This window comes from Salegentibacter sp. Hel_I_6, assembly GCF_000745315.1.
In the GTDB taxonomy this organism is placed as follows: Bacteria; Bacteroidota; Bacteroidia; order Flavobacteriales; family Flavobacteriaceae; genus Salegentibacter.
Window position 1 is genome coordinate 2,873,922 of sequence record NZ_JQNQ01000001.1, and the last position, 25,154, is coordinate 2,899,075.

Below are 25,154 nucleotides of genomic sequence, written 5' to 3' on the forward strand. Positions count from 1 at the left end.
ATATTTAGTTAGGATGAACATTGTCTTTTTCTCACATCCCAGTTTTATCGCCCATAAAAGTATGCCGAGATTTACTCGCTTACTGGATGAAGGAATGCGGGAGCGGGGACATACCACCAGGGTATGGTCACCCCAAGGGCGATTTTATAAACTGCCTATGATTGAAAAATTTAAAAAATGGCTTGGTTATTTAGATCAATATTTATTGTTCCCAGTGGAAGTATATTTCAAAGTAAAAAAGGAGAATTCGGATACCCTTTTTGTATTTACAGATCAAGCACTGGGACCTTGGGTGCCTTTGGTGTCCGAAAGGCCACATGCTATTCATTGTCATGATTTCCTGGCCCAGCGAGCTGCGCTGAATGAAATTTCTGAAAATAATACTGGTTGGACCGGCAAGAAATATCAGGCTATGATTCGTAGAGGCTATTCCAGGGGCAGAAATTACATCTCTGTATCTAAAAATACCAAACGAGATCTTCACAGGTTTACCTCTTCCTCTGGCGGAGTATCTGAAGTAGTCTATAACGGGCTCAATAATAACTTCAAACCAATGAATGTTTGTAATGTGCGAATTGATTTAAAGGAAGAAACTGGAATTGATGTGTTCCATGGTTATATACTTCACGTCGGAGGCAACCAGTGGTATAAGAACAGGATGGGAGTCATTGCGATTTATAATGCATGGCGAATAAAGTTCAAAAAAGACCTACCCCTCCTGCTTGTTGGAGAAAAACCAGATGAACTTATTAAGAATGAATGGCAAACTTCTTCATTTAAAAAAGATATCCATATGCTGGATTCTTTTTCAGACGAATGGGTTAAAAAAGTTTACGCAGGTGCTTCAGTTTTTCTTTTCCCATCGTTGGCCGAAGGATTTGGTTGGCCAATAGCGGAAGCAATGGCTTCGGGATGCCCGGTAATCACTACGAAGGAGGCACCAATGACTGAGGTTGCAAAGAAAGCGGCCTATTATATTCCCAGAAAACCTTCTAATTCATCGGAAGTTATGAAATGGAGTGAAAATGCTGCCGAGGTTTTGCAAAAAGTAATAAGTGCCTCTAGTTCTGAACTCGAAATAATAAAAGAAAGTGGGATTCAAAACGCAAAGAGATTCAATGCTAAAGATGCGCTTGATAAGATAGAAAAGATTTACCTGGATATTCTAAAATCTGAAAATACTGATGAGGCTTTTACACGCAATAGATAAGATGAATCCTGAACGCGGTGGTGTTTGCCAGGCAGTGCGAACCATTATTTCGGGGCTTTCAAAATATGGGGTGACCAGTGAAGTGGTTTGCGTTGATTCACCCGAAGAAGATTTTATAATAAAAAGTGATTTTAAAATTCATGCACTTGGCCCTTCAGATAAATACTGGTCTTATAGCTCTAAGCTTATACCCTGGCTAAGAAACAATTTCTTTGAGTATGATGCTATCATTGTCCATGGGCTTTGGCAGTATCCTTCCTATGCTTTTGAGAAGATCAGGAAAGAATTAGAGGAAAGTGATGATTTCAAAGAAAACCTACCGAAAATTCATGTTATGCCTCATGGTATGTTAGACCCCTATTTTCAAACTGCACCGGATCGAAAATTAAAGGCAATCAGGAATAAATTATACTGGGAATTAATCGAAAGAAAGCTTATCAACAATGCAGATGCCATACTTTTTACTTGTGAAACAGAATGTTTATTGGCGCGTGTCCCTTTCAAACCATACCATCCAAAAGAGGAAATTGTGGTGGGTTTGGGAGTAGAAGCTCCGCCTGAGTTTATCCCTGAGATGAAAATTTCCTTTAAAGAACAATGTAATGGAATTACGAATTATGAATATATACTCTTTCTAAGCAGAATCCATGAGAAAAAGGGGGTAGATATTCTGGTGGAAGCTTATGCAGATTTACTGAATAATTGGGAAAAGGCTAAAAATTCAGCTACGGAAATTCCAAAATTAGTCATAGCCGGACCCGGATTGGAATCTGAGTATGGTAAAAAAGTTCAAAATATTATTAATAAAAATCCTTCTTTAAAAGAAAATGTTTTTTTACCAGGTATGCTTTCCGGAGATGCTAAATGGGGTGCCTTTTATGGCTGTCAGGCCTTTATTTTACCTAGTCATCAGGAAAATTTTGGAATTGCAATCGTTGAAGCTATGGCTTGTGGGAAACCGGTATTAATTACAAATAAAGTTAATATTTGGCGAGAAATTTTAAATTCTGATTCAGGGTTTGTTGAAGATGATAACTTAATTGGGACTTCAAATCTTCTTGGAAATTGGTGGGTTTTGGATAAGGAAAAAAAAGATGAAATGGCTAAAAAAGCAAAAATAAGCTTTCAGGAAAAATTTGAGATTCATAAAGCTTCCAGGCATTTGTTGGAAGTCGTAAGTAGAGCTTCTGCTAAAATACAAGGTGTAGATTTCTAGATTAATGGCTATGGATGCAAAAACTATTTCAAAAGTAAAGCTAAACGAGTTTGACGCTTCAATAGGACTGAACAGAGGCGCAAGCAGGATAAAAGAGATGACCTGGTATTTATTTAAGATGTTTTTTTTCTTAACTGCTTTTCCTTTTCCAAGTTCTATAAAAGTTTCTTTATTAAGATTGTTCGGCGCAAAGGTGGGAAAGAATGTAATTCTTAAGCCAAGGGTGAATATCCATTTTCCGTGGAAACTGGAGATTGGAAACAACGTGTGGATTGGGGAAGAAGTGTTCATCTTGAATTTTGAGAAAGTCCACATCGGTGATAATGTATGTATTTCCCAAAGGGCTTTTCTATGTGGAGGCAATCATGACTATCGTAAACCATCCATGCCATTTAGAAATGGCCCAATAAACCTTGCAGATGGTTGTTGGATTGGAGCCTGTTGTTTTATAGGGCCAAATGTTAGCATTGGAATTGATAGCGTAATTACCGTCGGTTCAGTGATAACATCAGATGTGAAGAATAACCTTATATGCAAAAGAACCGGGAGTGATTTTGAAAAAGAAAGATGGAAAAATACAGAAGAGGTCGTAAACCTATGGTAATTATTATTATTAACTACTTAAATATAAAACTATGAAAAGAATTTTAGTTACAGGAGGGGCAGGATTTATCGGGTCTCATCTATGTGAAAGACTCTTGAAAGATGGAAATGAAGTTATATGTTTAGATAACTATTTTACCGGTAGTAAGAAAAATATAATTCACTTAATGAAGAATCCTTTGTTTGAGGTTATTAGGCACGATATTACGACGCCATTTTTTATAGAGGTAGATGAAATTTATAATCTGGCATGTCCGGCTAGTCCGGTTCATTACCAGTATAACCCTATAAAAACCACCAAAACTTCAGTAATTGGCGCTATAAATATGCTTGGCCTGGCAAAAAGGATAAAAGCAAAAATTTTACAGGCCAGTACAAGCGAAGTGTATGGCGATCCACAAATACACCCCCAACCAGAAAGTTATTGGGGAAATGTAAACCCAATTGGACCGAGGTCTTGTTATGATGAAGGTAAACGTTGTGCTGAAACGCTGTTTATGGATTACCATCAACAAAATGATGTTTGTATAAAAATCATTAGAATCTTTAATACTTATGGTCCCAACATGAATCCCAATGACGGTAGGGTAGTTTCCAATTTTATTATGCAAGCTTTAAATGGTGAGGACATTACTATTTTTGGGGATGGTAGTCAAACCAGATCATTTCAATATGTTGATGATTTAGTAGAGGGCATGATAAGAATGATGAATACTGAAGACGCTTTTACGGGTCCTGTTAACATTGGTAACCAGAAGGAATATACTATGATGGAACTAGCAGAGAATATTTTAGAACTCACAGGATCTGATTCAAAATTAATTTTCAAATCACTTCCCCAGGACGATCCTCAAAGGAGACAACCAGACATTCATTTGGCTACAGCCAAACTTAAGGGTTGGAAACCAGAAATCCAGTTAAAAGAAGGTTTGTCTAAAACAATTCAATATTTTGAATCTATATATCACGGAACTCCGCTGAAGGATAGAAATTTAACCCTTCACCTGGTAAAATAGCACTTTCTAAAAGTGTTTGTTTAATATTCAAATAGCATAAAATATTAATAATATTACCTGAAAAATAAAAAACCGCCCATCCCAAAAATTTTACTTTCTAGTATATTTTAGACATATCCCGATATCCTACCTACGTTAAATGAGCCTTTTGTGAAGTAAGGCCCCAACTTCAATGTAGCTTCTATCCAATAGCAAAGCGCCTTTATGGCGGTTAATTTATTCTTTTAGAGATAGAAATTCACCTATATGAATGTATAAAATATAAATTATGAAAACTTCATCTTTAACACTATCGTTCGCAGCATTTATGCACTTAATAGTAATTGATAGCATATGCTTTTTTTTAAGCTCTGAAATACCAATGAATTTAAATATAATTGCAGGCTACAATATTTTATGGGTTGTACTTATTATTCTAATAGGAGCCCAGGCCTATAACCATGAAAGGGCCTAATTCTTTTCACTTCTTTTATTTAATTAAATAATTTTTCAAATATGAGAATGTCAATAATAACCATTGTTTACAACAGGCGGTACTGCATTGCCGAATGTATAGAGTCTGTATTAGCTCAAACCTATGATGATATAGAGCACCTTGTAATAGATGGAGGTTCTACAGATGGAACACAACTGGAAATCGAAAAATATCGTGACAAATTGGGATATTATATATCGGAAAAAGATGAAGGTATTTTTGATGCTTTAAACAAGGGGATTAAAAATGCCACTGGAGATATAATAGGGATCCTAAATTCAGACGATTTTTTCTACAAACCTGATACGATTAAAAAAGTGGTTGCAGCTTTTAAAATCTCAAATGCAGATCTTGTATATGCGAAAGGGCTATTTGTAGATCAAAAAAATCCTGAAAAAGTCAAACGGATGTATTCTTCTAAGCCATTCAATAAAAGATTTCTGTTTTTTGGTTGGATACCATTACATACCACAATTTTCGTTCGTAAGGAGGTTTTTCAAAAATATGGAATGTATAATTCTGGGTATACTATAGCAAGTGATTACGAAATTTCTCTAAGGTGGTTTCAAAATGATGATATAAAAAAGTATTTCTTAAATGAATGGGTAGTTAAAATGCGTCTGGGCGGCCTAAGCACTTCAATGGAATTACAGATAAAGAAATCTAAAGAAGATTTAAGGATTATTAGGCTCAATAAGTTAAGTGGTTTTTTCACCCTATTTTGCAAAATTGGGCGCAAAGTTCCCCAGTATTTAATTCCTCAATTCCGTAGTTTAACAAGTATTTCTCCTAAAACCTGAAAAGCTTTTTTTGGATTTCTCAAGTTTAAAATTTTCAATATAAATATGAATAAAATGAAATGGTCTCCTTTTATAATGCCCTTTTCATTATTGGCACATTTAGTTATAATAAATGTTTTTTTACATTTATTAAATCCTGAATTCTATGCTAATATTCTGGCTATTGTTGGTTTCAATTTAGCCTGGATATTATCTGCCTTATGTCTTAATTTTTACGTGGTAGAAAGGAAAGAACGCTTTAGAACCAAATTCAACAAATTTCTTCGGCATTATCTATTATTCTGTTTAGCATACTTTTCCGTTTTTGCATTTTTAAAATTGGACCTGGTAATAAAGTACCAGGTATTTACCCTGGTATTTCTCCTATTAATACTAACATTTTATCGCTGGTTCTTCTTTTCCGTAAGGCGACTTTATCGTTTAGAAGGAGGAAATTATCAAAACGTGGTAATAGTGGGAAATGATAAGAATATGGGGATTATTAGAAAAGTTTTTGATGAACCCGATTTTGGTTACAGGTATAAAGGTTTTTTCCATAATAATAGTTCTGATAAAAAAGATTATCTGGGAAATGTGGACTCTTGTTATGATTTTATTTTGGAGAATAACATTGATGAAATTTATTGTATAGTTTCACAGCTTTCTAATGAACAGCTAAACCGCTTAATATCTTTTGCCGATAATAATCTTAAGCACCTCAAATTAATACCTGACAATAAAGAGATTTTTACAAGGTCAATGAATGTAGAGCTGTTTGGCACTGTTCCGGTTTTAAATCTGAGGAAATCTCCCTTGGAAAAAAATTATGCTAAATACGGAAAACGGATTTTTGATGTCTTATTTTCTATTTTAGTAATAGTTTTTATACTATCCTGGCTTATACCACTGGTTTTCATCTTAATGAAGATCGAATCGAAAGGGCCACTATTTTTCAAACAGCTTAGGCACGGTTATAACAAAAAACCATTCTGGTGCTATAAGTTTAGATCTATGACGGTGAATAAACTGGCAGATGAAAGGATGTGTAGCCGAAATGATCCACGTGTGACCAAACTTGGAAGGATATTAAGAAGAACAAGTGTTGATGAGTTACCTCAATTTATAAATGTGCTAAAAGGGGAAATGAGTGTTGTAGGACCTCGGCCACATATGGAAACTCATACTCTGGAATATGCGGGAACAGTAGATAAATATCTGGTTAGACATTTTACAAAACCTGGAATTACTGGTCTGGCACAAATTAAAGGTTATAGGGGTGAAATATCCTGTAAATCAGATATTATTAACAGAACAAGGTTTGATATTTTTTATCTCGAAAAATGGAATCCTTTGATGGATTTCAAAATCATTTACCAAACCATTTACAATGCGATGGTGGGTGACGAAAAGGCCTTCTAAAAGAAATTGAAACATTACCCAATTCTCTAATCAAAATTATTAAATGAAACTAAATTCTACTTTCAAACGGCTTTTGCTGTCCGGTATTTTATGCATCTTACTTTATTCCTGCGTTTCTAGAAAAGAGATGGTTTATTTTCAGGAGATAGAGCAATTAAGAAAAAATGAAGCTAAACGATCCGGTAATAATCTGGAGATACAGCCTGATGATGTGCTTACTATTCGAGTTTCGGCACCGGAACAGGAAGCAGCTTTACCATTTAACCTTACTAAATCTATTACCTCTCAAGATAGGATAATGGGAGAAGTAGAGCTTGAAACCTATCTTGTTTCGGATGAAGGTACCATAGTTTTTCCTGTTATAGGAGAAGTGAAGGTTGAAGGTTATACAAACATTCAACTGGCGAAGAAAATTCAAGATTTGATTGCCGAGTACGTAAAGGATCCAATAGTGAATGTAAGGATTTTAAATTTTCAAATCACGGTTTTAGGCGAAGTGAAAAATCCCGGGACATTTTTTATTGAAGATGATCACATCAGCATAACCAAAGCTTTAGGTATGGCCGGGGATCTCACCATTTTTGGGCAAAGAACAAATATCCTTGTAATGGGTGAAGATGGAGATCATAAAACGTATGCATATCTTGATCTCACCGATGCTGGAGTGGTCACTAACCCCCATTATTATTTACGACAAAATGATGTTATTTATGTTGAACCACGAGGAACAAGAAGGCAGTCTGCGGGTTCTACCGGTTTAGCTTCGACTTACCTATCTATTATATCTGTAATTGCCTCACTCATTATCTTAATCACCAAATAACTCAGGTTATGGAAAACAATATCAATAAAGCTCATATGGATAGGATCAATATGAGAAAGGAGATAACTAAATACTTAAAAAAATGGCCCTGGTTTATACTATGCATTATTATATGTTGTGCGGCAGGGTATATATATTTAAGATATACTACCCCTCAATATATTGCCAAAACTCAAATTATTCTCAAAGATGATTCCTCAAAAAATTCTGAATCTGTAATTTTTAAAGATCTGGGTATTATGAGTACAGCTGGGACTAAAAGTATAGAGAACGACCTGGGTATTTTGCGTTCGAGACGTCTAATGAATGAGGTGGTTAGATCTTTGAATTTGTATATTCAGTATTATATTGAGGGCGAGTTCAATGATATTGAACTTTATGAGAATGTTCCTTTTTCAATCCACGTTATGGGGTTTGATGAAAATCTTCTTAAACAAAATGGTGGTGGCAGGTTTGAAATTTGGAGATCTTCCAATAAAATATACAAGATTAAAAACCTACAAACAGGAACGATTAAGGAAGAGGAGCCTGGTAACACCATAGATTTAGGCTTTGCACAGATAATAATTCGTCCCATGGAAAGTAATAGGGGTTATGAGGGTAAAACCATAGTCCAATTCTCAGAAATTAATAAAATAGCTGCCAATTATCGAAACAAAATAAATTTTACCCAGGCAGACGAAAATTCCCTCTTGATTGGAATTGAACTTAGTGATCCTGTAAAAGAAAAAGCACGGGATATTCTGGATCAATTAATTATGGAGTTCAATAGATCGGCGATAGAAGATAAAAACCTAATAGCCGGGAATACATTTGATTTTATAAATGAGCGCCTGGCCATTATCAATGAAGAACTGGATTCAGTTGAAACCGGAAAGAAAATTTTCAAACAACAGAATCAACTCACCGATATACACGCTGAATCTCAAATGTTTATACAGAATGCGAGTGATTATAATAAAAAGCGACAGGAGATTGGTACGCAACTGGAACTTTCTAACGCGATGCTGGAGTATATTTCTTCAAAATCGGATAGGAACCTTTTACCATCTAATTTAGGCCTATCAGAAGGTGGAGTCAACGATCAAATTGATGAATACAATTCGCTTATATTAGATCGCAACAGGCTCCTGGCAGGATCCAGTGAAAAAAACCCAATGGTAGTGAAATATAATAGTCAAATAGATCAAATCAAAGCCAATGTGGTACAAAGTTTAAACCAAGCCAGGTCCAATCTTTTAATTTCACAAGAAGATATTCAACGACAGGCCTCCAGTATTGGTTCTAAAATTTATTCAGTTCCAACAAAAGAACTCCAATACAGGGGGATTGAAAGACAACAGAGTATTAAAGAAACTTTGTATTTGTTTTTATTGCAAAAAAGAGAAGAAAATTCGTTGGCCATGGCTATAACTGAACCTAAAGCTAAAATAGTAGACCGTGCATATTTCAGCGATTATCCAATTTCTCCTAATTCCAGAAGTGTATATATGGGAACATTTATTTTAGGTTTATTTATACCTTTTTCATTAATCTATATAAATGGTCTTCTTGATAATAAAATAAGAAAGCGAGTAGATATAGAAAGTTTGGCTTCTAATATTCCATTGGTGGGTGAAATTCCAAAAATGACGCAAAAATTAAGACTTATTAAATCGAATGACCGATCTGTCCTTGCAGAGGCCTTCAGAATTCTGACAACTAATTTACAGTACCTACTAATAACTCAAAAAAATAAGACCTCGGGTATTACTTTTTTAGTAACCTCTACTATAAAAGGAGAAGGAAAGACATTTACTTCAGTTAATCTTTCCATTACCCTAGCAAATACCTCAAAGAAAGTTTTACTGATTGGCGGGGATTTAAGAAACTCTAAACTTCAACCGTTTGTAATAAACAAAAGTCAAAAATTAGGATTGTGCGATTACCTGGCAGATGATTCCTTAGATCTGGACTGTCTAATTCAAAAATCGAACTTGAACGCTCATTTAGATATTCTTTTAAGTGGGAACTATCCACCCAATCCTTACGAGCTGCTTAAAACTTCGAAAATGGGGGTTTTGATTGAAAGTATGCAAAAAGAATATGATTATATTGTTATAGATACAGCTCCTTCATTGCTGGTAGCAGATACATTTTTACTTACCAAGTTTGCTGATATAGTTTTATATATAGTAAAAGCGGGATTTACAGATAAGGAATTACTTGAATTTCCGCAGCGAGCAAAAGAACAGGAAAAATTTTCAAAGATTGCATTTATCCTCAACCACGTATCCAAAGCCCATTTAGGTTATGGTAATAGTTATGGCTATGGTTATGGTGATGCCAAAGAGCGCTCCTGGAGCAAAAAATATAAATCTACTGTTTTCGATATTTAATTTTAACCATTTCTTCCATTTTCAGAATTGAACAACCCACTAAATCCTTAGCTGGGAATCTATAATCTTTATCACCCTAAATAAATAAAAGATTTTTGTGCTAGAGCTCTTCTGGCGTGTATTAATCTACCCCATTTTCAAAATTATCAGGTCATAATTCTAATTAATTAAAAGATGAAAACTTTATTCTATTCGGTTTTAAAATCCATTCTTTTCATTTCCATTTATCTTATTTTCTACTCCAGTTCTCAACTGAATGCTCAGAGTTTTTCACAGAATAATATTGACCTTAACGGGAAGGGAACCATCAATAATGGAACTTCCCTAACCTTTGGTCCTGATGGGAGATTATATGTGGCAGAATATGTAGGGGTGATAAAGGCCTTAACCCTGGAAAGAACTGACGGGGGTTCCTATGTTGTTACTGAAATGGAACAAATTAATGGAATCCAGTCTATACAAGGTCACAATGATGATGGTTCGCTTCATCAAAGTACAATGCGCCAAACAATAGGCTTGGAAGTAGTTGGTACTGCAGCCAATCCTGTACTATATGTATCTACCAGTGATTTTAGAATTGGCGGCGGTGGAGGTGGTGGCAGTGGAGATGTGGGATTAGACACGAATTCCGGTATTATTACCAGGTTTAGTTGGAACGGTACCGGATGGGATGTAGTAGATATCATAAGAGGTTTACCACGTTCTGAGGAGAATCACTCTACCAATAACATGGAATTCACTACTATTAATGGGGATGATTATTTAATAGTTGCTTCTGGAGGGCATACTAATGCAGGGGGACCCTCAACAAACTTTGCATATACAACAGAGTATGCCCTTTCAGCAGCAATCCTCTCAGTTAATCTCACGATGCTTGAGAACATGCCTATACAGAATGACAATGGCAGAAAATATATCTACGATCTTCCAACATTAGACGACCCATCCAGACCTAACGTGAATGGAATAACAGATCCCGATGCACCTGGGTATGACGGGATTGATGTTAATGATCCTTTTGGAGGCAATGATGGGCTTAACCAGGCTATAATCGTACCTGGGGGGCCTGTTCAAATATTTTCTCCCGGCTACCGTAATGCTTATGACCTCGTAGTTACCGAAAGTGGAGCAGTCTATGTTACAGATAATGGAGCTAATGGGGGATGGGGAGGCTTTCCTGTAAATGAAGGAGGTGGAGATGCCAATAATGATTATGACCTTGGTGAGCCAGGAAGTTCGTATACCTCAGGAGGTGAAAAAATCAATAACAAAGATCATCTAAGTCTGGTAACTTTGGATATAAAGTCTTATCAATTTGGTAGTTTTTATGGTGGGCATCCTACTCCCGTAAGGGCAAATCCATATGGGGCAGGTTTATATACAAACCCGGCGGTAACAGGTACTGAAGGAGCTATATTTCGTACTTTAATTTATCACCCAAATAAAGATACAGATGGATTTACCTCTGATCCTGAATTGGGACTCCCAGCCAATTGGCCTCCCGTTCAGGTTGCAAATCCCGTAGAGGGAGATTATCGAGGCCCCGGAGATCCAAATCCCGATGGTCCAGAAGATGAATTAGTAACCATTTGGGGTACCAATACAAATGCTATAGATGAATATACTGCTTCCAACTTTAATGGGGCTATGAAAGGAGATCTTATCGCAGGAGTGAACACTGGAGTTTTAAGACGCGTTCAACTCAATGAAGACGGAAGTCTCAAAGAACTTACCCCATCATTTGCCTCTGGTATTGGTGGAGACGCCCTGGGTGTAGCCTGTAATGGGGATAATGATATTTTTCCAGGAACAATTTGGGTGGTAACCTTAAATGGAAAACTAGTTGTTTTTGAACCTCAGGACTTTGGTATATGCTTACAGCCTGAAGATGAAGGTTATGATCCCCTGGCAGATTATGATGGCGATGGTTATACCAATCAGGATGAAATAGACAATGATACAGATCATTGTAATGGAGGGTCCCAGCCTAATGACCATAATAAAACAGCAGGTGCCCCTTTAATTTCAGACCTTAATGATCTTGATGATGATAGTGATGGAATTCCAGATGCTCAAGATCCCTTCCAATTAGGAAATCCATTGGAAAGTAGTAGTGATGCTTTCAGTCTACCGGTAATTAATGAACTTTTTTCCAGCAATCCAGATCTCCAGGGGTATATGGGGCTTGGATTAACAGGCCTAATGAATAACGGTGATCCGAATCCCAACTGGCTGAACTGGATGGACAGGCGGGATGACGCGAGTGAACCAAATCCAAATGATATTTTAGGAGGAGCCATTGGTGCAATGACTATGCAAATGACGGCCGGAACAGCACTGGGTACCAATAACAATCAGGAAAAAGGCTTTCAGTATGGAGTTAGGGTTGACCAGTCTAAAGGAGTTTTTACAGTGACTGGCGGACTATTTAATTTTAATGATCCGTTGCAGTTATATGGTCATTCGAGCACTCCGAACGGGGAATTAGGAATATTTATAGGAACAGGTTTTCAGGACAATTATATAAAATTTGTTTTAACAAAGAGTGGGCTGACCATACAGCAGGAAATCAATGATGTGCCATTGGATCCATTATTAATAACTGTCCCTGAGCAAAATAGGCCGGATTCCGGAGCAGCTCTTTTTTACGTGATTGATCCTGTCTCAGGAAATATTGACTTCGAGTATACATTTGATAATGGGCCTCGCATTTCAGCTGGTTCCCTTGTGGCCCAGGGAGCTATTCTGGAGGCTATTCAAAGCTCCGCAAAGGATTTGGCAGTCGGTTTAATAGGAACTTCCAATGCACCAGGAGTAGAATTAGAGGGGACATGGGATTATCTTCACGTAACAGGAAGTGCTCCATATATAATAGAAGAACTCCCGGAAATCACCGAAATTATCGGAGCAGTAAACGAAACTATAGATTTGAATAATTATTTTAATGATGATTATGGAACTAACAACCTTCAGTTTTCCATAGTTAATAATTCAAACCCTGCAATTGAAGCTTTTATTGTGGAAAACATTTTAGAAATACGCTTTCCACCTACACCTACAGTTTCTGATATTACCATACGTGCTACAGATTCCGATAACCTATTTGTTGAGCAAACATTTAAGGTTACGGTAAATGAAGCTCCTATTTCAAATATTTTGTACCGTATCAATGCCGGTGGGCCAACTATTATATCTCTTGATGGAGAGGTAGATTGGGAAGCAGATACTTCCGGGGAGAATTCTCCATACCTTACTGAAGCCGGAGGGAATAATACCAGTGGTTTCAGTATCAACAATTATTCTGAAGAAATAGATCTTAGCACTACACCAACAAGTATCTTTAATACAGAACGTTCTGATAATGTGTCAGGTCCGCCCAATGTAACCTATTCCTTTCCTGTAGAGCAGGGAAATTATGAAGTTCGATTATATATGGGTAATGGGTATCATGGTACCTCAGATCCTGATGAGAGAATATTCGATGTTGAAATTGAAGGCATTACGCATCCGGAAATTAAAGATATTGACCTTTCTGGCACTTTCGGGCATCGCACCGGTACTGTTATAACTAAAATAGTAGAGGTGAATGATGGTTTTTTGGACATAGCTTTATTGCACGGACAAATTGAAAATCCACTGATTAACGGAATAGAGATCTTAGGTTCTTCAAGAAGGGAAACGCCTATTGTGGTTTCCCAAATACCGGATCAATTTAATATTGTTGGGGAGGAACTTGATGGAAGTCTTGCCGTGGAGGCAAGTGGAGGTGATGGTAATCTTTCATATAGTATTTCTGGGGCACCTTTAGGGATTTTTATTGAACCTACAAATGGACAAATAGGAGGTGCAATTGATATTAATGCAAATGATCAAAGCCCATATACCATTACCATTACAATAGATGACGGGGATGACCATTCCAATGATGCAGTAAGCATTTCCTTTATTTGGACCATAACAGCTGGTGAGCCATACATTGTTCAGGATATACCAGATCTCAATAGATATGTGGATTCTGAAGATGAAACTATTAATTTGAACAATTTTTTTGATGATAATGCTGGAAGGGAAAATCTATTATATTCTATCGAAGACAATAGTAATACTGCCGTTAATACGGCCATATTAGATAGCCTTTTAAGCATAAGTTTTCCCGCAGTAGCTGCAATTGCTAATATTACGGTTCGTGCTACAGATGCTGATAATTATTATGTGGAACAGACTTTTAGAGTTACCGTAAATCCACAAACCTCAGATCCTACGCCCTCTATTGTGCTATATCGGGTGAATTCTGGTGGTCCTGCAATAACTTCCATAGATAATGAAATAGACTGGGGGGCAGATACTTCTTCGGAAAATTCTTCGTACTTAATTGAAGCTGCAGGAAATAGTACGGCTAGCTTTAATATGAGTAATTATACAGATGAGGTTAATCTGGAAACTACTCCCACGGGTATTTTTAACTCTGAAAGGTCAGATCATTCACCGGGTATACCAAATATTACTTATTCCTTTCCGGTAGCTCCCGGTAATTATGAAGTACGCCTTTATATGGGTAATGGTTACCACGGAACTTCAAAAACAGGTCAGCGAATTTTTAATGTTGAGGTTGAAGGTATATTGTATCCTGAACTGGAAGGGATCGATATCTCCGATACATTTGGTCATAAAGTAGGTGGGGTGATAAGTAAAACAGTGGAAATAATTGACGGTTCCCTGGAGATTTCCTTTCTTCACGGTAGTATTGAAAATCCCTTAATTAGTGGAATTGAAATTTTAGGATCCAGCATAATGGGAAATCCAATTTCAATAACAGAAATAGCAGATCAAACAAATGTAATCGGCGATGTTTTGGATGGGACTCTTTCAGTTAGTGCCACCGGTGGAGATGACGCTTTGGTGTATTCCATCTCTGGAGCCCCAGCGGGAGTGGTTATCGATGCCTCAACGGGTGTGATTAGTGGCAGCATAGCCCCTGACGCTGCCAGGGAAACGCCTTATTTGGTAAGCGTAAGCGTAGATGATAGTGATGATGTAACCTCGGATGTGGTAAGCACCAGCTTTAACTGGACAGTGAGCTCGGGGGCTCCCGTCATCACCACAGCACTTCCAGACCTTGAACGGCTTGTTTCTTCTGCAGATGACAGTATCGATTTAAACAATTATTTCGATGATAACGATGGCGTGGAAAATTTGGAATATAGTGTTGAACTTAACAGCGATCCTTCTATAGGGGCTGTGATTATTAATAATGTGCTGACCTTGAGCTACCCCGGGGTTCCAGCTTTATCAGAACTAAGCATCAGGGCTACAGATACCTATAGTAATTTTGTAGAACAAAGCTTCCAGGTGAATGTGATCGAGGATATTGGAGGAATTGATATACTAGTAGAATCCATAGCCGATCAAACAAACGTAATCGGCGATGTTTTGGATGGGACTCTTTCAGTTAGTGCCACCGGTGGAGATGGCGCTTTGGTGTATACCATCTCGGGAGCCCCAGCTGGAGTGGTTATCGATGCCTCAACGGGTGTGATTAGTGGCAGCATTGCCCCTGACGCTGCCAGGGAAACGCCTTATGTGGTAAGCGTAAGCGTAGATGATAGTGATGATATAACCACAGATTCGGTAACCTCTAGTTTTAACTGGACGGTTAGCTCGGGAGCTCCTGTAATTGTACAAAACCTTCCAGGTCTCCAAAAGTATACTGGGGATGTGGATGATACTTTTGATCTGAACCTTTATTTTGATGATAACCAGGGTGTCGAGAACTTGGTATACACGGTGGAACTTAATAGCGAACCCTCTATAGGTGCTTCAATATTAGATAATATTCTAAGCTTAAGCTATCCTACGGTAACGGCGGTATCTGAGATCACTATTAGAGCTACAGATTCCAATAGTAATTTCGTGGAACAAAGTTTTAATGTCACAGTGATTGAGGAGCCCACAGAATCCGGAGTATTATACCGTGTAAACTCTGGTGGTCCTGCAATAGCTTCCATAGATGGTGAACTAGACTGGGGCGGAGATACTTCCTCTGAAAATTCTCCTTATTTAGCAGTATCAGCTGGGAATAACACCGGTAACTTTAGTATGAAGAACTATACAACTGAAGTGGATTTGGAAACGACCCCGACCAGTATTTTTAATACCGAAAGGTCAGACCATTACCCCGGCGCACCGAATATTACCTATTCATTCCCAGTAGACCCCGGCACTTATGAGGTACGTCTTTATCTGGGTAATGGTTACCACGGAACTTCAAAAACGGATCAACGAATCTTTAATGTGGAGTTGGAAGGGATCGTGCACCCAGAACTGAATGGAATCGATATCTCTGGGACTTTTGGTCATAGGGTAGGTGCGGTAATTAGTAAAATGGTGGAGGTAACCGATGGATCTTTGGATATTTCCTTTCTACACGCTGTGGAGAATCCTATAGTTAATGGAATTGAAATACTTGGTTCCGGAGATAATGGAAATCCTATTTCAATAACAGAGATAGCAGATCAAAGCAACATAACCGGCGATGAGCTCGATGGTAGTCTCGCAGTATCGGCAACCGGGGGAGATGGATCTTTGGTCTATTCGATATCCGGTGCTCCTGCGGGTGTAGTAATAGATCCCGTTACCGGTGTAATTAGTGGTACGATTGCACTGGATGCAGATATTTTAAGTCCTTACAATGTTATAATAACTGTTAATGATAGTAACCAAGAAATTGTTGAGGAAAGTAGCATAAGTTTTACCTGGGTAGTTTCCTCACCTGTATTTTCCGGATTGTGGAATGAGAAGTTTGAGAATCAAAATTACACAGCGAGGCATGAATGCTCTTTCGTTCAGGCCGGGGATAAGTTTTACCTAATGGGAGGAAGGGAAAGTGCTAAAACTGTAGAGGTATATGATTACAACACAAACTCCTGGTCTCCTATTGTTAATTCGGCACCATTTGAATTTAACCACTTTCAGGCTTCAGAATACCAGGGCTTAATTTGGGTAATAGGGGCTTTTAGCACCAATAATTTCCCTTCAGAAATTCCAACCGAGCATGTTTGGATTTTTAATCCAGATACACAGGAATGGATTCAAGGTCCTTCTATTCCTGAAAACAGGAGAAGAGGCTCTACAGGAGTGGTAGTTTATAATGATAAATTTTACATCTCTGGAGGTAATACGAATGGGCATAATGGAGGGTATGTCCCCTGGTTTGATCAATATGATCCTGCCACAGGAATATGGACGCCACTAGCGGATGCTCCAACACCTCGTGATCATTTTCACTCTACAGTAATAGGAGATAAATTATACCTTGCAGGAGGCAGGCTTTCAGGAGGGACGGGAGGTACTTTTAAACCGCTTATCCCTCAGGTTGACGTGTACGATTTTAGCACTTCAACCTGGAGCACTTTACCAGATCATTTACCCACTCCAAGGGCTGCTGCAGCAGCAGTAAATTTTGAAGATAAATTAGTTGTTATTGGAGGAGAAGTTTCAAATGAAGAAGTTGATGGGTCAGTTATAAGTGATGCACTCAATATTACGGAAGAATATGATCCAACTTTAGGTGAATGGAAAAGAATTGCTTCCTTGAACCATAAAAGACACGGGACCCAGGCTATAGTCTCTGGAAGTGGAATATATATCACTGCAGGCTCCCCTTCTTTAGGAGGAGGTAACCAAAAGAAGATGGAGTTTCTGGGAAATGATACTCCAGTTGGAACATCTCTTATAGCCAGTTCAATTTCAATCCCGGATTCCCTGAAAATCGATAAAAATTTCACAATGGAAATGCCTTTGGAAATAACTGGTGGAAATACGGGGATATTTATTACTTCAATTGAACTTGAAGGTTTATATGCTCAAAACTTTCAAATTATAGCGGGAAATCTTACTAATGCCCTGCTAAAACCAAACGATCTTCATCTCATCGAACTTGAATATATTGGTAATAGCAACGAAGAGAACGCCAATTTAATTATCAACTATGGATTAACAGGTCAGAGAACTATAGCTTTAAGCCTTGCTGAAAATAATATTATTGTTAATTCAATTTCAGATCAAACAAATGTAATCGGCGATGTTTTGGATGGGACTCTTTCAGTTAGTGCCACCGGTGGAGATGGCGCTTTGGTGTATTCCATCTCGGGAGCCCCAGCTGGAGTGGTTATCGATGCCTCAACGGGTGTGATTAGTGGCAGCATTGCCCCTGACGCTGCCAGGGAAACGCCTTATGTGGTAAGCGTAAGCGTAGATGATAGTGATGATATAACCACAGATTCGGTAACCTCTAGTTTTAACTGGACGGTTAGCTCGGGAGCTCCTGTAATTGTACAAAACCTTCCAGATCTCCAAAAGTATACTGGGGATGTGGATGATACTTTTGATCTGAACCTTTATTTTGATGATAACCAGGGTGTCGAGAACTTGGTATACACGGTGGAACTTAATAGCGAACCCTCTATAGGTGCTTCAATATTAGATAATATTCTAAGCTTAAGCTATCCTACGGTAACGGCGGTATCTGAGATCACTATTAGAGCTACAGATTCCAATAGTAATTTCGTGGAACAAAGTTTTAATGTCACAGTGATTGAGGAGCCCACAGAATCCGGAGTATTATACCGTGTAAACTCTGGTGGTCCTGCAATAGCTTCCATAGATGGTGAACTAGACTGGGGCGGAGATACTTCCTCTGAAAATTCTCCTTATTTAGCAGTATCAGCTGGGAATAACACCGGTAACTTTAGTATGAAGAACTATACAACTGAAGTGGATTTGGAAACGACCCCGACCAGTATTTTTAATACCGAAAGGTCAGACCATTACCCCGGCGCACCGAATATTACCTATTCATTCCCAGTAGACCCCGGCACTTATGAGGTACGTCTTTACCTGGGTAATGGTTACCACGGAACTTCAAAAACAGGCCAACGAATATTTAATGTGGAGTTAGAAGGGATCGTGCATCCTGAACTGAATGGAATCGATATCTCTGGAACTTTTGGTCATAGAGTAGGCGCGGTAATTAGTAAAATAGTGGAGGTAGCAGATGGATCTTTAGATATATCTTTTCTACACGCTGTAGAGAATCCTTTAGTTAATGGCATTGAAATACTTGGTTCCAGTATGGCAAAACAGGTGGTAGTTTCTGGGAATTTGAATGAGATAATCTCAAAAGAAAATTATACCAGTATTGAAAATGCTCATGAGTTACTAAACTCAGATGAACAATTATCGGCCTATTTATATCCTAATCCTTCCATTAATGATGTTTATTTGAAACTATCGGATCCATCATATAATCTTAAGGAACTTTTGGTATATTCTTCCAATGGAAGGTTATTGAAAATTCTGGATGCCAAACGAATCCAGGTAGACAAAGGTTCATATAATATAGATGTTACAGGGTTTCCTGATGGAACCTACATTATGAAATTAAATTTTATGGACACTAAAAGTTTGAATTTAAGACTGGTTAAGCGAAAATAAACCTTCAGCTTAAAAGAAAATGATCCCTCTCAATAAATTTTGTGAGGGATGATTTATTTTTAATATAAAGTGATATTTTCTATAAAAAACCTTGACAAGGTTCATGTTGAAAGGTCAATTCACTTTAACACTTCTTAGATCACTAGCTAAACCAAATCAAAACGATCCAGGTTCATTACCTTATCCCAGGCTTTTACAAAGTCCTTTACAAACTTTTCTTCTGAATCTACACAGCCATAAACTTCGGCCAAGGCTCTAAGCTCTGAATTAGATCCAAAAATAAGGTCTACTCTGCTTCCTGTCCATTTAACCTCTTTTGTAGAGCGATTGCTACCTTCAAATTCGTTTTGAGCGTCTGAAGTTGCTTTCCAGGTTGTTCGCATATCAAGAATATTTTTGAAGAAATCGTTGGTTAATTGCCCTTGACGATCTGTAAACACACCATGTTTCGAACCATCAAAATTAGTGTCAAGGACACGCATCCCACCAACTAATACAGTCATTTCTGGTGGTGTTAATGTTAGTAACTGTGCTTTATCTACAAGCATTTCTTCAGCCGAAGCCGAGATGTTATCTCTATTTCTTGCATAATTTCGGAAACCATCTGCATTTGGTTCCAGGGGTTCAAATGCTTCCACATCAGTTTGCTCTGCCGTCGCATCTGTTCGGCCAGGAGTAAATGGAACACCAATATCATAACCTGCATCTGCAGCAGCTTTTTTAATTGCTACGCATCCTCCAAGGACAATAAGATCTGCAACGGAAACTTTTTTGTTTCCAGATTGTGCATCATTGAATTCTTTTTTAATTTCTTCAAGCTTTGTTATTACTTTCTGTAATTGTGGAGGATTATTAACTTCCCAATGTCTTTGTGGTTCAAGTCGAATACGTGCTCCATTAGCACCACCACGTTTATCTGATCCTCTAAATGTAGATGCAGAAGCCCACGCAGTAGAAACCAGTTGCGAAACCGATAATCCTGAATCAAGGATTTTTTTCTTAAGTCCTGCAACATCTTTATCGTTAATTAATTCATGATCAACCTTTGGTACAGGATCCTGCCAGATAAGTTCTTCTGAAGGTACCTCTGGACCTAAATAGCGTGATAAAGGTCCCATATCACGATGCGTTAATTTATACCAGGCTTTTGAAAAAGCTTCAGCAAACTCCTCAGGATTTTCGTGAAAATGTTTGGATACTTTCAAATATTCTGGATCTTCTTTTAAGGCAAGATCGGTAGTAAGCATAAAAGGAGCGTGTTTCTTATCCGGGTCGTGAGCGTCGGGAACAGTTCCTGCACCAGCGCCATCTTTAGGCTTCCATTGGAAAGCTCCACCTGGACCTTTATGGCATTCCCAGTCAAAACCGAATAAGTTGTCAAAAAAGCTATTGCTCCACCTGGTAGGTGTTTGAGTCCAGGCTCCCTCAATTCCACTTGTTATGGTATTTTCTGCCTTTCCATTTCCGAAGCTGTTTTTCCAGCCAAGTCCCATTTCTTCAATAGAACCACCTGCAGGTTCTGCTCCAACATATTCGTTAGCATCAGCTGCACCGTGGGTCTTTCCAAAGGTATGTCCACCGGCTATAAGCGCTACTGTCTCGTAATCGTTCATCGCCATACGGCCGAAGGTTTCACGAATATCTTTTGCAGCTCCAATGGGATCTGGATTTCCATTAGGTCCTTCAGGATTTACATAAATAAGTCCCATGTGAGAAGCTCCCAGCGGACTTTCAAGTTCCTTATCTTCTGAATATCGTTCTTCATTTCCCAGCCATTCGCCTTCAGACCCCCAGTAGATATCTTCCTCCGGTTCCCAAATATCTTCACGGCCACCGCCAAATCCGAAGGTTTCTAATCCCATAGATTCTAAAGCGCAATTTCCGGTCAAAATCATCAAATCTGCCCAGGAAATTTTTCTTCCATACTTCTGTTTGATAGGCCAAAGTAATAAGCGGGCTTTATCAAGGTTGGCATTATCCGGCCAGCTGTTTAGGGGTGCAAATCGTTGAGAACCCGAACTGGCTCCCCCACGACCATCACCTATACGGTAGGTTCCGGCACTGTGCCAGGCCATACGAATAAAGAAAGGTCCGTAATGACCATAATCCGCAGGCCACCATTCCTGGGAATCTTCCATTAGATCAAAGATATCCTTCTTAACAGCGGCAAGATCAAGGCTTTTAAATTCTTCAGCATAATTAAAATCTTCCCCCATAGGGTTAGATATATTAGAGTGTTGTCTTAAAATTGATAAGTTCAATTGATTAGGCCACCAATCTCGATTTGAAGTTCCGCTACCGGCAGTCTTATTAAGAGAGCCACCCATAAAGGGACAGCGACTAGATTCATTTACATCCCATACTTTGTGATTATCGGAATTGTTTGATTGATTGTGTTTTTCCATAATTAAGGAGAGTTTTAAAAGATTAACAATCTAAAAATACTATAATTTTTACTTATAGCTTTTTAATTTTTATACTAAATAACTATAGTGATTAGGCAAAAACTATAGCGCGAAAGTGCAGCGAAACCATAAATTTCTAAATATGTGATTTGTATGGGTTTTTAAGTACGTTTTATTAGTCAGTAATAGACTAACTTTAGGCTATTCCGAAAAGGTAAGAATTTGATGCCAATAACTTTTAAGTGGGGACTAAAACTAATTTATCTAATAAAAACGCACTGGTTATCGTTGCACATCCAGATGATGAAACTTTATGGTGCGGCGGTACTATATTAACACATCCTTATTTCAACTGGTATGTGATCTCTCTTTCTCGTGGAGACGATATAGAAAGAGCTCCAAAATTTCACAAATGCCTAAAAATTTTACAAGCTAATGGAGCAATGGGCGAGTTAGATGACAGCCCTAAACAAAAACCTTTAGATAATGAAATAGTTAAAAAGACAATATTAAGTTTACTGCCCAACCAGGATTTTGATCTAATTATCACGCATAATCCTTCAGGAGAATATACCCGGCACTTAAGACACGAAGAAGTAAGCCGGGCTGTACTTGAATTATGGTACGAAAAGAAGATTTCAACAACCGAACTCTGGACTTTTGCTTATGAAGACGGAAATAAAGAATATTTCTCAAGAGCGGAAGAAAAGGCTTTTCAGTTTCCGTTACCGGAAAAAATATGGAAGCAAAAATATGCACTTATTACCGAAACTTATGGATTTCCCATTGCAGGTTTTGAAGCCGAAACCACACCTAAAATAGAAGCTTTTTGGAAATTTAAGAATCCAGAAAAGGCTTATGAGTGGTTGCAGCAAGTTGGGAGACTGAAAAAAATACAATAATACGGAAATGAAAATATTGGTGCTTTACGATTATCCTCCTTCTCCCGGAGGTTTGGCTACGCAAGGAGATTTATTATATAAAGGTCTTCTTGAGTTGGGAATAGACGCACACGCTGTTCATTTTGAATCTGCCCAGGAGAAGGAATGGTATTATCGTTGGTTTAAACCCGATGTCGTGGTTGGAGTGGGGTATTGGGGCCATACCCCGCAACTCGTTCTTCATCCGCAAAGCCACGGGGTCGTGCCCGTTCCCTGGTTGGTAGCAGATGGATATATTGCCAATTATCAGGATGTGTTGAATAAGCTACCCCTTATTTTGGTAACTTCAAATTGGGTGAAAGAAATGTATGTGCGAGATGGAATAAATCCCGAAAATATTGAAGTCTTACCCGTGGGTTGTAATACCGATACTTTTATTCCTTTTAATAATAATGATCCTAAAATTGTGGCGGTTCGGGAAGCTTTGGGGATTACGCCCAATCAACTCTTGATCCTTACCATAGGAGGCGATGCCGCTTCCAAAGGTGCCAGGGAAGTGATGGAGGCTCTCGCATTAATAGACGATAATTCGCTTAACTGGAAATATGTATGTAAAGTATGGCCTCAACCCCGCACTAAAGCTCAAAACATATTAGATCTTGAATTAGCCAAAAAACTGGGTCTTGAAAAAAAGATTTTTTACGCTACAAATACTATTTCCCGCAATTTTGTTCCTTACCTGATAGGTGCCTGTGATATTTATGCGGCTCCTTCAAGGCTTGAAGGGTTTGGAATGCCACAAGTGGAAGCCGGAGCTTGTGGGAAACCGGTTTTAGGAATAAATGCTATGGGAATGTTAGATACCCTTATCCACGAAAAGACCGCTTTACTGGCCGAAGTTTCAGAAAGAATTATTGCTAAAGAGGTGATTTTAGGGAAGGAGTCCGGATTTCAAAAGAACCATAAAATCGTTTTTGATACCCCGCGTACTGTAGATTACCGTGCCGATGTTCAGGATATAGCGGAGTACTTATTAAGGCTGATGAAGGACAAATCTTTAAGGGGTAATCTGGGAGCAGAAGGAAGAAAGCGGGTTGTCGCGAACTTCGATTACAGGGTTGTGGCAAGAAGGTTTTTGCAAATCCTGGAGAATAAATTAGGGTTAGTTTAAAATTTAAAATGATGACATCAGAAAATTCAGAATTAATTGCTTTAGCGAAAGAGGCAGCATTAAATGTGCTTCTTCATAATGCTGAAGGACCCTTTCAGCATCTGCCCAGAACTGCTGGCTGGGGTTATCCCGAACCTTATACCAGGGATTTAATGTTTTCTATATTCGGAATAGCGGTTTCCGGTAATTCGGTGCTTTTAGCGAGCATCCGAAAAGTTTTGGAGACCTTAGCTGAAAATCAGTCAGAAAAAGGACATGTTCCCTCATTAGTTCACGATAGTGAAGATAGGGGAGCCAGTGATACGACACCATTGTTTTTATTGGGTACCGGAATGTTTAGAAAAGTAGTGAATGAACCTGAATTTTTAAAAACCGCTGTAGAAAAATCTTTATTGTGGATGGAATATCAAAGCCCTACAGATCAATATCTAATTGCGCAGCAGCCCACCAGTGACTGGCGCGACGAACAGTGGGTTTTAGGTTATGGACTTTTTGTGAATACCGTGGTTTATAGTTATTTGCAGTTAATGGGATTTCATAATCGGGCTAAAAAGATGCACGCTGAAATGGAAAATTTCACGATTATTAGAGACAGGCTCAAAAAACAAGTTCAGCAAGGTTTGTTAGTAAGGGATAAACCTTATTATGCGTTTTGGTCTTATAAAATTTATAATAGTGATAGGTTTGATCTGCTTGGAAATAGTCTTGCTATACTTTCTGGTATTGCTTCTCCAAAAATAGCAGATTTTATTATTGAATGGATTGAAAAAGAGTGCACAGCAATGAAATCCAGCGGAGACCTAGCAGTAAATTTACCTCCTAATTTTTATCCTTTTATAAAACCGGAAGATTCAGACTGGCACAAACGCTATGCAGATTATAATTTACCGGGAAATTATCATAACGGCGGAATATGGCCATTTATTTGTGGGATTTACATAGCAGCCCTTGTGGGTGCAAAGCATTTTGACCTTGCCGAAATAAAACTCATTGAGCTTACCAAACTTATAAAACGCTCCAGAACCGCTGGTCTTGATTTTGGATTTAATGAATGGTTTAGATCACAAAATGGCGAACCCATGGGCCAGGACTGGCAAACCTGGAGTGCCGCGCTCTATCTTTATGCTGTAAAATGTGTAGAAGAAAAAAACACCCCGTTTTTTGATGAAATAAGAGAAGCCTCCTTCAGTCAGAACCGCTAAGCTTTGCTCTAAAATCACGTTAGATTTTTAGTTTTATTTGGTTAAACTTAATACCTATAATATGAGGGTTTTAGGTTTAATAAT

The 25,154-nt window shown here is 38.2% G+C and carries 13 protein-coding genes; 12 read left to right on the forward strand and 1 reads right to left on the reverse strand.

Annotated features, from left to right (window positions below; translation table 11 throughout):
* Nucleotides 1-13: 13 nt before the first annotated feature.
* The 9 genes from FG27_RS12655 to FG27_RS18705 all read left to right on the forward strand — a co-directional run bounded on the left by FG27_RS12655 (nucleotide 14) and on the right by FG27_RS18705 (nucleotide 19,411).
* Complete coding sequence (locus FG27_RS12655) at nucleotides 14-1,210, forward strand: glycosyltransferase (protein WP_051935847.1); 1,197 nt, start codon at nucleotides 14-16, stop codon at nucleotides 1,208-1,210.
* Nucleotides 1,185-2,426, forward strand: a complete 1,242-nt coding sequence (locus FG27_RS12660; RefSeq protein WP_037319662.1) for a glycosyltransferase — start codon at nucleotides 1,185-1,187, stop codon at nucleotides 2,424-2,426. The genes FG27_RS12655 and FG27_RS12660 overlap by 26 nt, the downstream gene beginning before the upstream one ends.
* Before the next feature lie 10 nt (nucleotides 2,427-2,436).
* Entirely contained in the window at nucleotides 2,437-3,030 is a 594-nt protein-coding gene (locus FG27_RS12665; RefSeq protein ID WP_037322260.1) for a WcaF family extracellular polysaccharide biosynthesis acetyltransferase, read from the forward strand.
* A 31-nt stretch (nucleotides 3,031-3,061) separates the two neighbouring features.
* Nucleotides 3,062-4,045, forward strand: a complete 984-nt coding sequence (locus tag FG27_RS12670; protein ID WP_051935848.1) for a UDP-glucuronic acid decarboxylase family protein — start codon at nucleotides 3,062-3,064, stop codon at nucleotides 4,043-4,045.
* A 501-nt stretch (nucleotides 4,046-4,546) separates the two neighbouring features.
* Nucleotides 4,547-5,320 (forward strand): glycosyltransferase family 2 protein, encoded by a 774-nt coding sequence (locus tag FG27_RS12675; protein WP_231563315.1) that lies wholly within the window; start codon nucleotides 4,547-4,549, stop codon nucleotides 5,318-5,320.
* A 45-nt stretch (nucleotides 5,321-5,365) separates the two neighbouring features.
* Nucleotides 5,366-6,718 (forward strand): exopolysaccharide biosynthesis polyprenyl glycosylphosphotransferase, encoded by a 1,353-nt coding sequence (locus FG27_RS12680; protein ID WP_231563316.1) that lies wholly within the window; start codon nucleotides 5,366-5,368, stop codon nucleotides 6,716-6,718.
* A 43-nt stretch (nucleotides 6,719-6,761) separates the two neighbouring features.
* Complete coding sequence (locus FG27_RS12685; RefSeq protein ID WP_037319668.1) at nucleotides 6,762-7,541, forward strand: polysaccharide biosynthesis/export family protein; 780 nt, start codon at nucleotides 6,762-6,764, stop codon at nucleotides 7,539-7,541.
* Between the two features lie 8 nt (nucleotides 7,542-7,549).
* The gene (locus FG27_RS12690; protein ID WP_037319669.1) at nucleotides 7,550-9,919 is read left to right on the forward strand and encodes a polysaccharide biosynthesis tyrosine autokinase; all 2,370 of its coding nucleotides are present in this window, start codon (nucleotides 7,550-7,552) and stop codon (nucleotides 9,917-9,919) included.
* Nucleotides 9,920-10,093: 174 nt separating this feature from the next.
* A complete protein-coding gene (locus FG27_RS18705; RefSeq protein WP_051935849.1) occupies nucleotides 10,094-19,411 on the forward strand; it encodes a malectin domain-containing carbohydrate-binding protein in 9,318 nt (3,105 codons plus the stop codon).
* A 146-nt stretch (nucleotides 19,412-19,557) separates the two neighbouring features.
* Here FG27_RS18705 and katG read toward each other — a convergent pair whose 3' ends face one another.
* The gene (katG, locus tag FG27_RS12705; RefSeq protein WP_037319672.1) at nucleotides 19,558-21,816 is read right to left on the reverse strand and encodes a catalase/peroxidase HPI; all 2,259 of its coding nucleotides are present in this window, start codon (nucleotides 21,814-21,816) and stop codon (nucleotides 19,558-19,560) included.
* 242 nt (nucleotides 21,817-22,058) lie between these two features.
* Here katG and FG27_RS12710 point away from each other — a divergent pair, with 242 nt between their 5' ends.
* The 3 genes from FG27_RS12710 to FG27_RS12720 are packed head-to-tail and all read left to right on the forward strand — an operon-like array spanning nucleotide 22,059 to nucleotide 25,070.
* Complete coding sequence (locus FG27_RS12710) at nucleotides 22,059-22,718, forward strand: PIG-L deacetylase family protein (RefSeq protein WP_037319675.1); 660 nt, start codon at nucleotides 22,059-22,061, stop codon at nucleotides 22,716-22,718.
* Between the two features lie 7 nt (nucleotides 22,719-22,725).
* Complete coding sequence (locus FG27_RS12715; RefSeq protein ID WP_037319677.1) at nucleotides 22,726-23,868, forward strand: glycosyltransferase family 4 protein; 1,143 nt, start codon at nucleotides 22,726-22,728, stop codon at nucleotides 23,866-23,868.
* Nucleotides 23,869-23,876: 8 nt separating this feature from the next.
* The gene (locus FG27_RS12720) at nucleotides 23,877-25,070 is read left to right on the forward strand and encodes a glycoside hydrolase 100 family protein (RefSeq protein WP_231563317.1); all 1,194 of its coding nucleotides are present in this window, start codon (nucleotides 23,877-23,879) and stop codon (nucleotides 25,068-25,070) included.
* Nucleotides 25,071-25,154: the final 84 nt, after the last annotated feature.

Bases quoted from the DNA above. Each gene is read 5' to 3' on its own strand.
- FG27_RS12680 (WP_231563316.1), top strand. From the start codon at position 5,366: ATGAATAAAATGAAATGGTCTCCTTTTATAATGCCCTTTTCATTATTG.
- FG27_RS12660 (WP_037319662.1), top strand. From the start codon at position 1,185: ATGAGGCTTTTACACGCAATAGATAAGATGAATCCTGAACGCGGTGGT.
- FG27_RS12720 (WP_231563317.1), top strand. From the start codon at position 23,877: ATGATGACATCAGAAAATTCAGAATTAATTGCTTTAGCGAAAGAGGCA.
- katG (WP_037319672.1), bottom strand. From the start codon at position 21,816: ATGGAAAAACACAATCAATCAAACAATTCCGATAATCACAAAGTATGG.
- FG27_RS12685 (WP_037319668.1), top strand. From the start codon at position 6,762: ATGAAACTAAATTCTACTTTCAAACGGCTTTTGCTGTCCGGTATTTTA.
- FG27_RS12670 (WP_051935848.1), top strand. From the start codon at position 3,062: ATGAAAAGAATTTTAGTTACAGGAGGGGCAGGATTTATCGGGTCTCAT.
- FG27_RS18705 (WP_051935849.1), top strand. From the start codon at position 10,094: ATGAAAACTTTATTCTATTCGGTTTTAAAATCCATTCTTTTCATTTCC.
- FG27_RS12715 (WP_037319677.1), top strand. From the start codon at position 22,726: ATGAAAATATTGGTGCTTTACGATTATCCTCCTTCTCCCGGAGGTTTG.
- FG27_RS12690 (WP_037319669.1), top strand. From the start codon at position 7,550: ATGGAAAACAATATCAATAAAGCTCATATGGATAGGATCAATATGAGA.
- FG27_RS12665 (WP_037322260.1), top strand. From the start codon at position 2,437: ATGGATGCAAAAACTATTTCAAAAGTAAAGCTAAACGAGTTTGACGCT.
- FG27_RS12655 (WP_051935847.1), top strand. From the start codon at position 14: ATGAACATTGTCTTTTTCTCACATCCCAGTTTTATCGCCCATAAAAGT.
- FG27_RS12675 (WP_231563315.1), top strand. From the start codon at position 4,547: ATGTCAATAATAACCATTGTTTACAACAGGCGGTACTGCATTGCCGAA.